General features: G+C 71.8%; 13 protein-coding genes. 4 read left to right on the forward strand and 9 right to left on the reverse strand.

All coding sequences use genetic code 11. The features are described from left to right. Window positions 1-128: 128 nt before the first annotated feature. Window positions 129-1,565: a DUF1996 domain-containing protein gene (locus CGL27_RS43565; protein ID WP_119993117.1), complete on the forward strand. Its 1,437-nt coding sequence runs from the start codon at window positions 129-131 to the stop codon at window positions 1,563-1,565. 114 nt (window positions 1,566-1,679) lie between these two features. On the opposite strand, the gene CGL27_RS43570 is transcribed toward CGL27_RS43565, so the two are convergent. Continuing rightward, complete coding sequence (locus CGL27_RS43570) at window positions 1,680-2,621, reverse strand: serine hydrolase (RefSeq protein ID WP_078645528.1); 942 nt, start codon at window positions 2,619-2,621, stop codon at window positions 1,680-1,682. Window positions 2,622-2,687: 66 nt separating this feature from the next. Then, window positions 2,688-3,371 carry an HAD family phosphatase gene (locus tag CGL27_RS43575; RefSeq protein ID WP_119993119.1) on the reverse strand — a complete coding sequence of 228 codons (684 nt, stop codon included), beginning with the start codon at window positions 3,369-3,371 and terminating at the stop codon, window positions 2,688-2,690. Between the two features lie 154 nt (window positions 3,372-3,525). Here CGL27_RS43575 and CGL27_RS43580 point away from each other — a divergent pair, with 154 nt between their 5' ends. Beyond that, entirely contained in the window at window positions 3,526-4,560 is a 1,035-nt protein-coding gene (locus CGL27_RS43580) for a lactonase family protein (RefSeq protein ID WP_119993121.1), read from the forward strand. Between the two features lie 131 nt (window positions 4,561-4,691). Here the strand turns inward: CGL27_RS43580 and CGL27_RS43585 are convergent, their stop codons facing one another. The 5 genes from CGL27_RS43585 to CGL27_RS43605 form a co-directional block, all read right to left on the reverse strand. After that, a complete protein-coding gene (locus CGL27_RS43585; RefSeq protein ID WP_119993123.1) occupies window positions 4,692-5,690 on the reverse strand; it encodes a hypothetical protein in 999 nt (332 codons plus the stop codon). Between the two features lie 322 nt (window positions 5,691-6,012). Then, a complete protein-coding gene (locus CGL27_RS43590) occupies window positions 6,013-7,185 on the reverse strand; it encodes a BadF/BadG/BcrA/BcrD ATPase family protein (RefSeq protein ID WP_119994839.1) in 1,173 nt (390 codons plus the stop codon). Window positions 7,186-7,225: 40 nt separating this feature from the next. Next, window positions 7,226-8,047 carry a phospholipid scramblase-related protein gene (locus CGL27_RS43595; RefSeq protein ID WP_119993125.1) on the reverse strand — a complete coding sequence of 274 codons (822 nt, stop codon included), beginning with the start codon at window positions 8,045-8,047 and terminating at the stop codon, window positions 7,226-7,228. 39 nt (window positions 8,048-8,086) lie between these two features. Next, on the reverse strand, window positions 8,087-8,764 hold the full coding sequence (locus CGL27_RS43600; protein WP_078645543.1) for a uracil-DNA glycosylase: 678 nt from the start codon (window positions 8,762-8,764) through the stop codon (window positions 8,087-8,089). 80 nt (window positions 8,765-8,844) lie between these two features. Continuing rightward, window positions 8,845-9,933 (reverse strand): exo-alpha-sialidase, encoded by a 1,089-nt coding sequence (locus CGL27_RS43605; RefSeq protein WP_119993127.1) that lies wholly within the window; start codon window positions 9,931-9,933, stop codon window positions 8,845-8,847. Window positions 9,934-10,260: 327 nt separating this feature from the next. Here CGL27_RS43605 and CGL27_RS43610 point away from each other — a divergent pair, with 327 nt between their 5' ends. Together CGL27_RS43610 and CGL27_RS43615 are read left to right on the forward strand one after the other, a co-directional pair. Next, complete coding sequence (locus CGL27_RS43610; RefSeq protein WP_119993128.1) at window positions 10,261-11,340, forward strand: NADH:flavin oxidoreductase/NADH oxidase; 1,080 nt, start codon at window positions 10,261-10,263, stop codon at window positions 11,338-11,340. Window positions 11,341-11,432: 92 nt separating this feature from the next. Next, window positions 11,433-11,816, forward strand: coding sequence for a helix-turn-helix transcriptional regulator (locus CGL27_RS43615; RefSeq protein ID WP_119993130.1), 384 nt, complete (start codon window positions 11,433-11,435; stop codon window positions 11,814-11,816). On the opposite strand, the gene CGL27_RS43620 is transcribed toward CGL27_RS43615, so the two are convergent. Continuing rightward, on the reverse strand, window positions 11,730-13,136 hold the full coding sequence (locus tag CGL27_RS43620; RefSeq protein WP_119993132.1) for a nucleobase:cation symporter-2 family protein: 1,407 nt from the start codon (window positions 13,134-13,136) through the stop codon (window positions 11,730-11,732). The two genes, CGL27_RS43615 and CGL27_RS43620, sit on opposite strands and share 87 nt — an antisense overlap. Window positions 13,137-13,301: 165 nt before the next feature. Further along, on the reverse strand, window positions 13,302-14,645 hold the full coding sequence (locus tag CGL27_RS43625; RefSeq protein ID WP_119994840.1) for an FAD-dependent oxidoreductase: 1,344 nt from the start codon (window positions 14,643-14,645) through the stop codon (window positions 13,302-13,304). Window positions 14,646-14,805 lie beyond the last annotated feature (160 nt).

Here is a 14,805-nt window from a genome sequence, read left to right on the forward strand (position 1 = left end):
TCGCTGTCCGTATCCATCGGCGTAGCGCTGTGCTTTCCGCCCCGGGACGGGGGTGCTGGGGGCGCGGCGCGATGTGGCCGAGGGCAACACGTCCCCGGCGTATGAAGGCTGCCGATGAGGGGCGAAGGATGAGGAACAAGAAGAGACACAAGCGATCCAGGGTCATCGGGCTGACCGTGGTCGGAGTGACCGCACTGGCCGTGGGCGGCGGGGCGCTCCTGATGACCGACAACGATGCTTCCGCCGCCCGCCGATCGGCCGGGCAGCGGGCACCGGCGCGGGCGGCGATGACCGTCAAGTGCCCTGATGCCGCGACCCGGCTGTCGAGTGTGCCGCAGCAGGCGCGGCCCGCCGTGGACAAGGAACTGGCGACGATGGACAGCCAGGTGGCCGACGCCTACCAGCAGCTTGCCACGCGCGGCGCGAGCGCCGACCAGGACTGGGTGCGTACCCGGGTGCTGGAGCCGCTGACCACCCAGCGGCGTGGCGCGCTGAACCGCATCGGGAACGAGATCGGGCGCGTGGCGAGCCGCCCGTCCGGCCTGGACACGCTGGCATCCTGCACCGTGCAGCAAGCGGCCCCGGCCGCCGCACCGGCGGGCGCCACCTCCGCACCGGCGGGCGCCACCCCCGCCGCGGGAACGGCCGCCCCCGCCGCTCCGGCCGCGGCTGGCCAGGCGCAGTCCGGCCCGGTGAAGGCGGACTTCGTGGACATCCGCAGGGTGCGGCCGAACGTCAAGAACCCCCGTACGCGGGGCAACGCCTCCCGCGGCACCTTCTCATCGCGCTGCGGCCGCAATGAGAACAAGCACTTCAACTCGGACAACGTGATCGTCGCCCCCGGTGTGAGCAACGGCGCCCACCATATGCACGACTACGTCGGCAACCGCGACACCGACGCCTTCTCCACCAACGACGGTCTCGCCGCCGCCGGGACCACCTGCACCAACGGTGACCGCTCCACCCACTACTGGCCGGTCCTGCGGCAACAGGACGGGACGAAGGAGGCCGACGCCGACCAGCCCGGCGGCGGCACCGAGGGCAATGTGGGGCGGATCCTGCGCCCGGAGACCGCGTCGATCAGCTTCCGTGGCAGCGCGGTGTCCAAGGTCGTCGAGATGCCCAAGTTCCTGCGCATCATCACCGGCGACGCCAAGGCGTTCACCAACGGCACGGCCAATGCCAACGCCTCCTGGAGCTGCACCGGATTCGAGAACCGGCAGTTGAAGGACAAGTACCCGCTGTGCCCGAAGGGCAGCAAGGTGGTCCGTACCTTCAAGTTCCAGAGCTGCTGGGACGGCAAGAACGCCGACAGCGCGAACCACCGCACCCATGTGGCCTTCGCGGACGCCAAGGGCGCGTGCGCCAAGGGGTTCAAGGCCATCCCGCAGTTGGTCCAGCGGATCACCTACAAGGTGGCGCCCGGTTCGCTCTTCGCGGTCGACAGCTTCCCCGAGCAGTTGCACAAGCCGGTGACCGACCACGGCGACTTCATCAACGTGATGTCCAACTCGCTGATGAAGAAGGCCGTGAAGTGCATCAACACCGGGCGTAAGTGCGGCTGACCGCCGCCCCTACGGCCCGGTGCCCCGGCCGGATGGCCATCCGGCCGGGGCACCACCCGCGTGGAAAGCGGGCCGTGGATCACTCCTGCGATCTGTCTGGGATCTGTCCTGGGATCAGTCCCGCGGTGTGCCCTTGGGCAGCTGGCGCCAGGTCACCTTGGTGTGGGACCGGAAGGCCCAGTCGAGCATCTTCTTCGCGTCCGGGTAGCGCTTGGGAGCGTTGAGGATCACGCCCACGACGGTGCGTCCGTCACGCTTCGCGGCGAAGACGAGACACCTGCCGGGCGCGGTGCCGGTGCCCGTCTTGATGCCGATCGCGCCGCTGTACGAGCCCAGCAGCCTGTTGGTGTTGTTCCAGTAGTACGTCCTGGTCCCGCCATTGGCGGCCGGGGCCTTCTGGATGGTGTCGACCGACTTGACGACCGTGCCGAGGGTGGAGTTACCCAGCGCGTGCCTGGCCAGCTTGGCCATGTCGCGGGGCGTGGTGTAGTTCTGTCCGCCCTCCGAGATGCCGTCGAAGGTGTCGTAGTGGGATTTGGTCATCCCCAGCGCGGACGCCTTCTTGTTCATCTGCGCGATGAACGACTTGGTGCGCTTGGCGGTGGTGTCACCGGTGCCGAACGTGTCCGCGAGCGCCATGGCCGCGTCACAGCCGGACGGCAGCAGCAGGCCGTACAGGAGCTGCTTGACGGTGAGCTTGTCCCCCTTCTTCAGGTCCGCCTTGCTGCCGCCGACGCGGGCGGTGTAGTCGATGTACGACTGCTTGACGGTGACCTTCTTGCCGAGATTGAGCCCCCGGGTGTCGAGCACCACGACCGCCGTCATGAGCTTGGTGGTGCTCGCCATCGGCCGCTTGGTGTCGGCCGCCTTGGCCCAGAGCTGCTTGTTGGTGTTGTTGTCCAGCAGATACGCGCCCTTGGCGCTGACCCCCGACGGGCCGCTCCTGGCCTCGGTGGCCTGGGCCGCGTTCGCCGGTACGGCGACCGTCAAGGCAGCCGCCGAGGCGATGACCGCCGTCCCCCAACGGCGGATCGCCTTACCCCCACGTCTTTCCATACGCCCTCCGTCTCTCCTACGACATGCCCGTGAATATCCGGGCATGCGACGCATGGTCTCACGGCCTCAACTGTGCGCCGCGACCCACTCGTAGGCCCGCTCGGCGTCGAACTCCGGCTGCCCGCCCCGGAAGAGCAGCCCGGCGGAGGCGAACTGCTCACCGTCCGGCGACGGCCCGGCCACGTACGGAACGGCTATACAGCCCATCCCGGCCCGCCGCGCCGCCTCCACCCCGGGACCGGCGTCCTCGACCACCACACACCCGCCCGGATCGACGGACAGCAGCCGCGCGGCGGCCAGGAACACATCCGGCTCCGGCTTGCCACGGCCGACATCCTCCGCGGACACGTAGACGGGCAGCAGCGTGTCCAGCCCCGTGGCCTTGAGCGCGGTCTCGATCGCCGAACGGGACGAGCCGGAGGCGACGGCCAGCGGATGCCCGGCGGCGCTCAGCCGCTCCACGAAGGTGCGCATCGCGGGAAAGATCTCGGTCGTGGTGGCGGCCAGCTCCAGAAAATGCCGGTTCTTGACGGCCAGCAGCTCCTCCACGGACGCCCCGATGCCGTACCGGCCGCGCAGGGTCTCCAGGGTCTCGCGGGTGCCGATCCCGATGAACTGGGAGTGCTCCTCCCAGGTGAAGCCGGTGATCCCGTACCGCTCGAGGGTCCGCCGCCCCGCCTCGTAGTAGAGGGGCTCGGTGTCCACGAGAGTGCCGTCCAGGTCGAAGATCACGGCGGGCATGGTGTTCATGGGGACAGCATGCCAAGAGTCCGGCCCGCGGTGCTCGCGGGAGATCCTCAGGGGCCCGGTGTGAGCGGGAGATGACGGCGTGTTGGTCTAGACCGCTCTGTTACCGTCGGCGCCGAGCGGGTAACGGAACCGGAATCGGCGGAAGGGTAGTGCGGTGGGCGCGAGTGGGAACGGGCTTCGGGCGTATATCGGGTCCTTCACTGTGGCGGGCGGTGCCGGGATCACCGTCGCGGATGTCGACGACGAGACCGGCGCGCTGCGGATCCGGAACTCCACGGATGTGGTCGTCAACCCGTCCTATCTGGTGCTCGCTCCCGGCGGGCGCGTGCTGTATGCGGTGAGCGAGGCCGAGGAGGGGGCGGCCGCCGCGCTGGATGTCACGCAGGATCCGCCCGCGCTGCTCGGTGAGCCCGTGCCGGTGCTGGGCGCGGGGCCCACCCATCTCGCGCTCGCCGGTGGGCGGCTGCTGACCGCCAATTACGGTTCCGGCAGCGTCAGCGCGCTGCCGGTGCTGGAGGACGGCCGGCTCGGGGAGCCGGTGGCCGTGCTGCGGCACGAGGGCAGCGGACCGCATCCGGAGCGGCAGGAGGGGCCGCATGCCCATGCCGTGGCGCCCGATCCGTCGGGCGGCTGGCTGCTCGCCGTCGACCTGGGGATCGACGCGGTCCAGGTGTACGCGCTGCCGGGGCCGCGTCCGCACCACGAGGTCCGGCTGCGTCCGGGGAGCGGTCCGCGCCATCTGGCGTTCCATCCGCGCGCCGACCGTGTGTATGTCATCAACGAGCTCGATCCGACGATCACGGCCTGCCGCTGGGACGCGGCGTCCGGCGTTCTCGAACCGCTGGGCGAGACCCGTCTGGTCCCCGAGGGTACGGACGTCGAGTCCTACCCGGCCGAGCTCGTGGTCTCCGGGGACGGCCGTTTCGTATGGGCCGCCAACCGCGGCCACGACAGCATCGCGACGCTCGCCCTCGACGCGCCCGGCGACCGCATGGAGCTGGTCACCACCACGCCCTGTGGCGGCCATTGGCCCCGCGATCTGACGCTCGACCCGTCGGGACGGCGACTCTACGTGTCCAATGAGCGCTCGGGGGATGTCACCTGGTTCGACATCGACCCCTCGACGGGGGTGCCGCGTCGAGGGGGTTCGGTCCCGGCACCGGCGGCGTCCTGCGTGGTCTTCGGCTGACGTATGCCGGGCGGATACGGGGCCCAGAGGATACGGGCCCCTCGAATACGAGCGGGGCGGTGACCTTGACGGTCACCGCCCCCGCTTTCTCGTGCTTTGCTTCGTCGTGCGTTGGTTCGTCGCGCGTTGCCTCAGCGCATCGCCGGCGACGCCTGCTGCAGTGTGATGCCCAGCGCGGCCGCGTACTTCGCCAGCACCAGCTTGCCCACGGCCGGGTAGTCGCCCAGCGCCTCGGCCGCCGCACAGCCCGCCTCCTCGGCCGCCGCCGAGATCAGCTCGGCGGAGACCTCCGGGCCGATCAGGTACGGCGCGAGGGCGAGCCGGGCGGAGCCGGCCGAGCGCAGCTGCTCGGCGACGCGGAGGACGGCACCGTCCACGTCCAGCGCGGCCGCCATCACCGGCACCGCGAGGCGCGCGGAGAGCAGCATGCCGGTGATGCCACCGGCCTGGGCCGCCTCCTCGCCGCCGACCGTCGCGAGGATGATGCCGTCCGCCGCGGTCGCGACCGTGAAGAGACGGGCGCGGTCGGCGCGGGCCAGACCCGCCTCCGACAGACGCACGTGCAGGGCCTCGGCGAGCAGCGGATGGGGGCCGAGGACGTCGGTGAGTTCGGCCGCCGAGCCGCTGCTCATGACGGCCTGGCGTATCCGGCGCAGCTGTGCGCTGTCCGGGCCCGCGAGCAGCGGGACCACGACGGCCGCCGGACCGTCCGTGGGGACCCTGGGGAAGGGCGGGACCTCGTCGACGACCTCGCCCGCGGCCTCGGCCGCGGCGATCGCCTCCGCCGCCTCGTCGGCGAGGGCCTTGGCGGCCTCGGCCGCCTGTCGCAGACGCTCGGGGTTCTCCTGGGCGGCGCGGGTGAGCACGGCCTCGAGCTGCGGGTACTCCTGTCCGTCCCCGTCCAGGAAACCGATCTGAGCGTCGAGCCCCGGCATCTCGGAGCGGGCGATGCTCACCAGGTCCTCGGCAAGGCGCCGGGCACCGTCGCTCGGGGCACCCGGGATGGCCAGCACCAGCGGAGGCGCGCCGAGAGGCGCGGCGGCGGCCTCCGGTCGGCGGTGCCGTCCGGGCTGGCGGGGACGCGGCATTCGTACAGGCAGGCCGGACGCGGGCCCTGTGGGGGAGCTCATGGCGCCGCATGTTAGTCGCTCGATGGGCTCGGCTGTTCGGGAGGGTGTGACTGGGCGTATCTGTCCCACTTTGTCGACTGGTGTTGTGTGGTGATGTGCGCTCAGCGGCCATACTTGCTCGAAGAATCGACCATGTGTCCGGAATTGCCGGTCATGGAATCCCATACTGGGCACCTATGCTGAGCGCCCATATGGGACACCCGCGTCGGGAGCCGTGCGTCATGGCTACGGGTTGGGGCTGTGCGCCGTGGCCAAGGGGTGAGACCCCGCATCGGAAGCCCTGCGGCGTGCCCGCACCGGCGTGCCCGCACGGGGGCGGCGCTCAGACGATGCTGAGCAGCGCAGGGTCCCGGGGCAGCCGCAGTCCGTCGGCCGCCAGCGCCGCCGCGACGCACAGCGCCCCGTCCAGGGGATCCCCGGCCGCCTCCGTGACCCGGACCCCGGGCAGCCGCGCCGCCAGCTCCTCGCGTACGGGCGTCAGCAGTGGCGCGCCCATGCGGAACAGCCCGCCGGTGAGCGCCACCTCGCTCGACTCCAGCCGAGGGCAGACCGCCTCCGCGGCCTCGGCGATATGGCGGGCGGCTGCCCGCAGAATCGCCTCCGCGACCGGATCCTCCCTGGCGCACCGGCCCACCTCGGGGGCGAACGACGCCAGGACGGCGGGGCGGTCGGGGCGCGGGTACAGCCGCCCCGGCAGCCCGGTCGCGGGGCCGAACACAGCCTCCAGACGGGCCAGCAGCGGCTTCGAGCCGCCCTCGCGTCCGTCGTACGCGCGCATGGCCGCCTCCAGGCCCGCCCGGCCGATCCACGCGCCGCCGCCGCAGTCGCCCAGCAGATGGCCCCAGCCGTCGGCGCGCCGCCAGCCGCCGGTGGCCCGGCGGATGTCGCCGCCCGTGGCCGTGGCGTCCGTACCGGATGAGCCGTGCGCATCGCCCGGGCCGTCCGTACGGGATACACCGTCTGCGGCAGATTCGACGTCCGTACCGCCCAGCCCACCGACAAAGCCCTCGGGCACCGCGCCCAGCGCGATCAGGCCCGTGCCCGCCGCGACCACCGCGCCGGGACGCTGTCCCAAGGCCCCGGCGTACGCGGTCACCGCGTCGGCAGCCAGGGCGAGTCGCCGTACGCCGAAGGCGTCGGCCAGCGCGTCCGGAAGCCTGGCGCGCAGATCGTCGCCGAGTGTGGCCATGCCCGCCGCGCCGACACAGACCGCGCCGAGGTGTCGGGCCCCGGCCTCGCGCAGCAGCTCCCGGGCCGCGGGCAGGACCCGGGCCAGGAGGCTCTCCGCGTCGATGCCCCGGTCGCCGACGGCGGCGGGCGTGGACGAGGACCAGGTCAGTGGCGAGGACCAAGTCGGTGGCGAGGGCCAGGTCGGTGGCTGCTCCGCGGAGCCGCCGGGAGCGTCTGCGCGTGCCCCCGCACCCCGTACGCCGGGAGCGTCCGCGCGCGCCACCGCCACCCGCACGCCGGAACCGCCCGAATCGATCCCGAGCACATGCGTCACCGCATCGTCGGGCACCGTGTCGCCCACCGGCTCAGCCGAATCCGCGCGAGTCCTGCTTGAGCGCGGTGTCCACGGTGAGGGCCGTGGCGATCACCAGGCTCAGCAGCGGATCGGCCAGCTGGCGGTGGATCTGCAGCACGTAGTTGTCCGCCGTCGTGAACATGGTCTTCGCCAGGCCCTCAAAGGTCTTGGTGATCCGGGCGACCTCGCTGTCCGTGTGGTCGACGATGGCGAAGTTCCAGGCCCGCCAGTTCTCCGCCTTGATGGCGCCGACCTGCTGGCCGTTGACGAGCATGCCGAAGTTGATCTTGCCGATGACGTTCTGCTGGACGATCTCGCCGACCGGCTGTCCGTCCGGGCGGGTCACCACCACCTTGGACTTGATGAACTTCGCGGGCCGGGTGAGCACCAGATGCGGCTGCCCGTTGGCGTCGCGGATCTCCAGCTTGTGCGTCATGAACTGGTCGAGGCTCGAGACGAACCGCGCGACCTTCTTCAGCGTGCTCTGGCCGACCTGGACCACCGAACCGAGAGTGCGCCCCTGCTGGTCGAAGACGCTGTACTCATTGGTGAGCTCGATCAGCTTGGCCTTCTGGTTCACCACCAGCACCGGTTCGCTGAACAGCGTGCCGCCGCCGCCCATCGTGGGCCCCACATGCGCCTGCTGCTGCACCTGGTGCTGGACCCTGGCGGGGTTGGGGTTGGGCGGGGCGGCCTGCGTCGGAGGGGCCTGGCCGGGCTGGTCCTGGTGTGTATGCGCGGTCCACTGGGCACCGTCCCACCAGCGCAGCTGGTTCGGCGTGCCCTGGGGGTCCGCGTACCAGCCCGCAGGGGTGTTCGGATGTGATGTCATGGCGGGCAGACTACCCCTCGCCCACCTGGAACGATGGGGTCAGGGAAGGCGCCAGTCCACGGGTTGGGCCCCCTGCTGTACGAGCAGGTCGTTGGCGCGGCTGAACGGACGTGAGCCGAAGAACCCCCGGTCGGCGGACATGGGGGAGGGGTGTGCGGACTCGACCGCCGGAAGGCTGCCCAGTAGCGGCCGTACGTTGCGGGCGTCGCGGCCCCACAGGATGGACACCAGGGGGCGGCCGCGCCCGGCCAGCGCCCGGATCGCCTGCTCGGTGACGTCCTCCCAGCCCTTGCCGCGGTGGGCGGCGGGCCGGCGCGGGGCCGTGGTGAGCGCCTTGTTGAGCAGCAGGACGCCCTGCTGGGTCCAGGGCGTCAGATCGCCGTTGGACGGGCGCGGCAGACCGAGGTCGGTGTGCAGCTCGCGGTAGATGTTCTCCAGGCTGCCGGGAAGCGGCCGGACCTCGGGCGCCACCGAGAAGCTGAGCCCCACCGCGTGTCCGGGCGTCGGATACGGATCCTGACCCACGATCAGCACCTTCACCTCGTCGAAGGGCTGCTGGAAGGCGCGCAGCACATTCGGCCCGGCGGGCAGATAGGTACGGCCTGCCGCGATCTCGGCCCGCAGGAAGTCGCCCATCGCCGCGATGCGTTCCTCGACGGGCTCAAGTGCCTTGGCCCAGCCCGCTTCCACAATTTCATTCAAGGGTCGTGCTGCCACACCGCGTCACTCTAGTGGCTCAGCGGGTGGCCGAGTGCCGCCTCGCGATCACTCTCAGCCGATCCCGCTCGCGATCACTCTCAGCCGATCACGGCGGCCCGGACGCACAGCACATCGGGGAGATGGCGGGCGATCTGCCGCCAGCTCTCGCCCTCGTCGGCGCTCGCGTACACCTCGCCGTTGCGATTGCCGAGGTAGACCCCGACCGGGTCGGCGTCATCGGTGCGCAGCGCGTCCCTCAGCACCACTCCGTAGTGGAGCTCGTCCGGCATCCCGGCGGAGCGCTCCTCCCAGGTGGCGCCCGCGTCCTCGGTGCGGAAGACCCGGCAGCGGTAGCCCGGGGGGTAGCGGTCCGAGCCGTCGTTGACGGGGAAGACGTACGCGACGCCGCCGCGGCGCGGATGGACGGCGACCGCGAAGCCGAAGTCCGCCGGGAGGTCCTTGCCGATCTCGGCCCAGTGCGCCCCGCCGTCGTCGCTGCGGTACACCCCGCCGTGGTTCTGCAGATAGAGCCGGTCGAGATCGACCGGGTCCCGGGCGACCTTGTGGACGCACTGCCCGAACTCCGGGTACTGATCCGGCAGGAAATCCGCCTTGAGTCCGCTGTTGGACGGTGCCCAGCTCTCCCCGCCGTCCGCGGAGCGGTACACCCCGCCGGAGGACACGGCGACCATGAGCGCCCGCGGGTCCCTCGGATCGGGGACGACCGTGTGCACGGCCTGCCCGCCGAACCCCTCGCCCCACTCCGGCCGCTGCGGGTGGTCCCACAGGCCGCGCACGAACGCGAAGGTCTCCCCGCCGTCCTCGGAGCGGAACAGCGCACCCGGCTGGGTGCCCGCGTAGACCACCCCCGGCTCGTCGGGCCCGGCGGGCTGGAGCTGCCACACCCGCTCCAGCGAGGTGCCGGTGCCTTCGGGGAACTTCACCGCGGGCTTGGCGGGCTCGTGCCAGCTGCCCCCGAGGTCGTCGGAGCGGAAGACCGAGGGGCCCCAGTGCGAGCTGTGCGCACCGGCCAGCAGCCGGGGGCGGTCGCCCCGGGTGTCGATGCCGACGGAGTACACCGCCTGCATGGGGAAGTGGGGGCCGGTGAAGTCCCAGCCCGCTTGGCCGCCGCGGCGGCCGAGGAAGAGACCCTTGCGGGTGCCGACGGCGAGCAGGACATCGTTCATGACGGCTCACTCCTTGGAGTGCGGGCGCGGGCGCGGGTGCGGGTGCGGGCGCGGGAAGGGCGGCGGAACGAACGGCGAGCGGATCGGTGAAGGAGAAGGCAGTGTGTCCGGCATCACAGAGTCTGCACCTGACCACCGACAACCGGAGGGGGCGCGTCCGCATTTATCTGAGGGCGTCCGCGTCATCCCAGGTCATGGGTGTGTGTGCCGACGGAGACCGGGCGTGCTCGTACGAGGGGCTTCGTAATTTGACGATCGTCGTACTACGATGGTTACCGTACTACCGCGCGGTCCGGCCGGGCCCCGCGAGGAGAAACGGAGACGTTGATGAGTGCCCTCTTCGAGCCCTTCACCCTGCGGTCGCTGACCATCCCCAACCGCCTCTGGATGTCGCCCATGTGCCAGTACAGCGCGGATGGGGACGAGGGCGCCGGGGTCCCGCACGACTGGCACTTCGTCCACTACGGCGCCCGCGCCACCGGTGGCACCGGGCTGATCCTGGTCGAGGCGACGGCCGTCTCCCCCGAGGGCCGCATCACCCCCGGAGACCTCGGCATCTGGAACGACACCCAGGTCGAGGCGTTCCGTAAGCTCGTCGGCTTCCTCAAGGGGCAGGGCACCGTCCCGGGCATCCAGCTCGCCCATGCCGGCCGTAAGGCGTCCACCGACGCCCCCTGGCGGGGCGGTGCGCCGCTCGGCGCCGACCAGGGGAGCTGGCAGCCGCTGGCGCCGAGCGCGATTCCGTTCGACGAGGGCCATCCGGTGCCGGACGAGCTGTCCGCGGAGCGGATCGGCGAGATCACCCGCCAGTTCGCGGACGCCGCCCGGCGCGCGCTCGCGGCCGGGTTCGAGGTGGCCGAGATTCACGGTGCCCATGGCTACCTCATCGGCGAGTTCCTCTCCCCGCACAGCAACCACCGCACCGACGGCTACGGCGGCTCCTTCGAGAACCGCGTCCGCTTCGCCCTGGAGGTCGTCGACGCGGTCCGCGAGGTCTGGCCGGAGGACCTGCCGCTGTTCTTCCGTATCTCGGCCACCGACTGGCTGGAGGAGAACGGCTGGACCCCGGAGGACACCGTCCGGCTCGCCGCCCTGCTCAAGGACCATGGAGTGGACCTCCTCGACGTCTCCAGCGGTGGCAACGCCGCCGGAGTGCGCATTCCGACGGGGCCGGGCTACCAGGTGCGGTTCGCCGAGCGGGTGCGCCGGGAGACCGGGCTGCCGGTGGCCGCGGTCGGGCTGATCACCGAGGCGGAGCAGGCCGAGAAGATCGTCACCAACGGTGAGGCGGACGCCGTCCTGCTGGGCCGCGAGCTGCTCCGGGACCCCTACTTCGCCCGCCGCGCGGCGACCGAGCTGGGCGGCCAGGTGCGCAACCCGGACCAGTACCACCGCGCCGGTCGGTAACCCGGATCGCTCCCGTTCCCTCCTGGCCTGAAGTAGTACGGCGATCGTCAAACTACACTGGGGGTCACGGAACGAGGCGATGAGGAGCAGCCGTGCAGACGCAGACCACGTCGACCGGGCCCCAGCCACAAGCGACGGGGCGCTCGCTGGAGCACCCACGGCGCGAGGCGATCCGCCTCGAGGATGTGCTGCACGCGCTCTCCGACCCCATGCGGATGCGGGTGGTGCGGACGCTCGCCGAGGAGTCCGCCGAGCTGACCTGCTCGGTCATCGACCTGCCGGTCAGCAAGTCCACCAGCACCCACCACTTCCGGGTGCTGCGCGAATCCGGGGTGATCCACCAGATCTACCGGGGCACCGCCAAGATGAACGCGCTGCGCCGGGAGGACCTAGACGCGCTGTTCCCCGGTCTGCTCGACAGCGTCCTCGCCGCCGCGGCCCTCCAGGAGGGGCGCCTCGGCGGCGACCGGGGCTGAAGCCCGCCCGCCCGGCAGGTGGTTGAAGAGCAGATTGAGCGCGATCGCGGTGACGCACCCGGCGCTGATCCCGCTGTCCATCACCGTCTGGAACCAGTTCGGGAACTCCTTGTAGATCCCCGGTACGCCGACCGGCAGCAGCCCCACGGCGACCGACACCGCGACCACGGTGAGGTTGTGGTTGTCCCGGAAGTCCACCCCGGCCAGCGTGCGCAGCCCGCTCGCCGCGACCGTACCGAACATCACCAGACCCGCCCCGCCCAGCACCGGGGCCGGGATCGCCGCCACCACCGCGCCCAGCTTCGGGGCCAGCCCGAGCAGCACCAGCATGCCGCCCGCGGCCGCCACCACCCAGCGGCTGCGCACCCGGGTCATCCCCACCAGGCCGACGTTCTGCGCGAAGGCGGTGTACGGGAAGGTGTTGAAGACCCCGCCGAGCACGGTCGCGGTGCCGTCCGCGCGCAGTCCGTCCGCCAGCCGCCGCCGGTCGACCGGGCGCCCGGTCATCTCGCCCACCGCGATGAAGTCGCCGGTGGTCTCGGTCATCGTCACCAGCGCGACGACCAGCATCGACACCACGGCCGGCGTCTCGAAAGTGGGGGAGCCGAAATGGAACGGGGTGGAGACCCCGACCCAGTCGGAATCGCCCACCCCGGAGAAGTCGGTGAAGCCCAGCGGTATCGCGGCCGCCGTCCCGGCCACGATCCCCACCAGCACCGCGACCCGGCTCAGAAAGCCGGGCGCGAAGCGCTGGACGGCCAGGACCACGACCAGCACCCCGGCGGCCAGGCCCAGGTTCTTCGGCGCGCCGAAGTCCGCCGCGCCCTGGCCGCCCGCCGCCCAGTTGCCCGCGACCGGCAGCAGCGACAGGCCGATGATCAGTATCACCGTGCCGGTCACCAGCGGCGGGAAGAACCGCAGCAGCCGCCCGAAGACCGGCGCCAGCAGGATCATCGCCACCCCGGCCACGATCACCGAACCGTAGATCGCGCGCAGCCCACCGCCCTCGGTGCCGATCAGCACCATCGGGGTGACCGCCGCGAAGGTGCAGCCCTGCATGATCGGCAGCCGGACGCCGAACCGCCACAGCCCCACGCACTGCAGGACCGTGGCGATACCGCACAGCAGCAGATCGGCGTTGATGAGATACGCCAGATCGGCGGGGGACAGCTTCATCGCGCCGCCGACGATCAGCGGCACGGCCACCGCGCCCGCGTACATGGCCAGCACATGCTGCAGTCCGAAGGCGGCGAGCCGGCCGGGCGGCGGCACCTCGTCCACGGGATGGCGTATGGACACGGGAGGACGTACGGACGTCATGGCGGCTCCTCGCGCGGCGACGGGATGGGCGGCGGATCAGGGTGACGCAACCGTAGAGGGATTCAACAATCTGTTGATTTCAGGGGCGTTGCCGCCGTGTGTCAACCCCTCTGACTGCGCGGACCCGGGGACCGCCGACGGAGCCCGACCGGCGCCCCGCCCGGTTCACTCCTGCTCGCGCGCCGCGCCCAGCAGCCCCATCCAGTCCGGAATCTTCACCTTCGTACGCCCCAGCGCCGCCCCGAGTGCCTCCTCGGCCGCCTCGATCCGCAGCCAGCCGGTCCACTCCACCGGTTCCACTCCCGCCTCGCGCAGCGCCCGCAGCGGATCCGCCACTACCGGGCGGGCGGCGAGCGCCTCCGCGTCGGCCAGCAGCGAGGCCACGGTCTCCTTCGCGCACGGCCGGTTGGTGCCGATCACCCCGGTCGGCCCGCGCTTGATCCACCCCGCCACGTACTCCCCGGACGAGGGCTCGCCGCCGCGCAGCACCCGCCCCGCCGCGTTGGGGACCGTGCCGCGCTCCTCGTCGAACGGCAGCCCCGGCAGCGGCACCCCCCGATAGCCCACCGACCGCAGCACCAGCGGCGCCTCGATGTCCTCGAAAACCCCGGTGCCCGCGACCCCGCCGCGCCCGTCCGGCGCGGTCCGCTCGAAGCGCACCGCGCGCACCGCGCCCTCGCCCAGCAGCGCCACCGGCCGCAGGAAGAACCGCAGATGGATCCGGCGCGGCCGGCCCACGGGCGCACGCCGCGCCCAGTCGCGCAGCACCTCGACATTGCGCCGGTTGACCCCCGGCAGCCCCGACGGGTCCTCGTACCCCGGGTCCAGCGCCAGCTCCTCGGGGCGCACCAGCACCTCGGCGCCGGTCAGCGAGCCCAGCTCACGCAGCTCCTTGGTGGTGAACTTCGCCTGCGACGGCCCGCGCCTGCCGACCATATGGATGTCCGAGACCCGGCTTTCGGACAGTGCCCCGAGGGCGGCGTGCGGCACATCGGTGGGCCGCAGCTCCTCCGCCCCGCGGGCCAGGATGCGCGCCACGTCCACCGCGACATTGCCCACCCCGACGACGACGGCGGAGTCCGCCCCGAGCGCGAAGGCGTCGCCGGTCGCGTCGGGATGGGCGCTGTACCAGGAGACGAAGTCGGTCGCGGAGAAGCTGCCCGCCAGCTCCTCGCCCGGAACGCCGAGCCGCCGGTCGGTCGCCGCCCCCACGCAGTAGACCACCGCGTGGTAGAGCTCCAGCAGCCGCTCGGGCAGCAGCGGGGGCGGGCCCACATGCACATGGCCGAGAAAGCTGACCCGGGGATGTTCCAGGACCGCGCGCAGGGTGTGCTGCAGCGACTTGATCTTCTCATGGTCGGGCGCGACACCGTAGCGCACCAGCCCGTACGGACAGGGCAGCCGGTCCAGCACATGCACCGACACCTCGGGGACAGCCTGCTGCTGGACGAGCGCTTGGGCGGCGTACACCCCACTCGGCCCGGATCCGACGACCGCGACGCGAAGCACGAAGGAGCCCCTTCCGCAGGATGTCTCCAGCATCCCACCCGGCGGGGCGTCGTGTCCGGCACTACGCGCCGGGGGACCGGCCCGGATGACGCCTCCCGGCCACCGGTCCACGGGCCCGCGACCGCGCCGCGAGCCCGGCTCGACGAGATCGGTTCAACGG

The organism is Streptomyces sp. 11-1-2 (genome assembly GCF_003595545.1).
GTDB classification, from domain to species: Bacteria; Actinomycetota; Actinomycetes; order Streptomycetales; family Streptomycetaceae; genus Streptomyces; species Streptomyces hygroscopicus_B.

What these genes read in the sequence shown, in the direction of transcription:
- CGL27_RS43595 (WP_119993125.1), bottom strand. Translation starts at nt 8,047, where the DNA reads ATGACATCACATCCGAACACCCCTGCGGGCTGGTACGCGGACCCCCAG.
- CGL27_RS43605 (WP_119993127.1), bottom strand. Translation starts at nt 9,933, where the DNA reads ATGAACGATGTCCTGCTCGCCGTCGGCACCCGCAAGGGTCTCTTCCTC.
- CGL27_RS43610 (WP_119993128.1), top strand. Translation starts at nt 10,261, where the DNA reads ATGAGTGCCCTCTTCGAGCCCTTCACCCTGCGGTCGCTGACCATCCCC.
- CGL27_RS43585 (WP_119993123.1), bottom strand. Translation starts at nt 5,690, where the DNA reads ATGAGCTCCCCCACAGGGCCCGCGTCCGGCCTGCCTGTACGAATGCCG.
- CGL27_RS43570 (WP_078645528.1), bottom strand. Translation starts at nt 2,621, where the DNA reads ATGGAAAGACGTGGGGGTAAGGCGATCCGCCGTTGGGGGACGGCGGTC.
- CGL27_RS43565 (WP_119993117.1), top strand. Translation starts at nt 129, where the DNA reads ATGAGGAACAAGAAGAGACACAAGCGATCCAGGGTCATCGGGCTGACC.
- CGL27_RS43620 (WP_119993132.1), bottom strand. Translation starts at nt 13,136, where the DNA reads ATGACGTCCGTACGTCCTCCCGTGTCCATACGCCATCCCGTGGACGAG.
- CGL27_RS43575 (WP_119993119.1), bottom strand. Translation starts at nt 3,371, where the DNA reads ATGAACACCATGCCCGCCGTGATCTTCGACCTGGACGGCACTCTCGTG.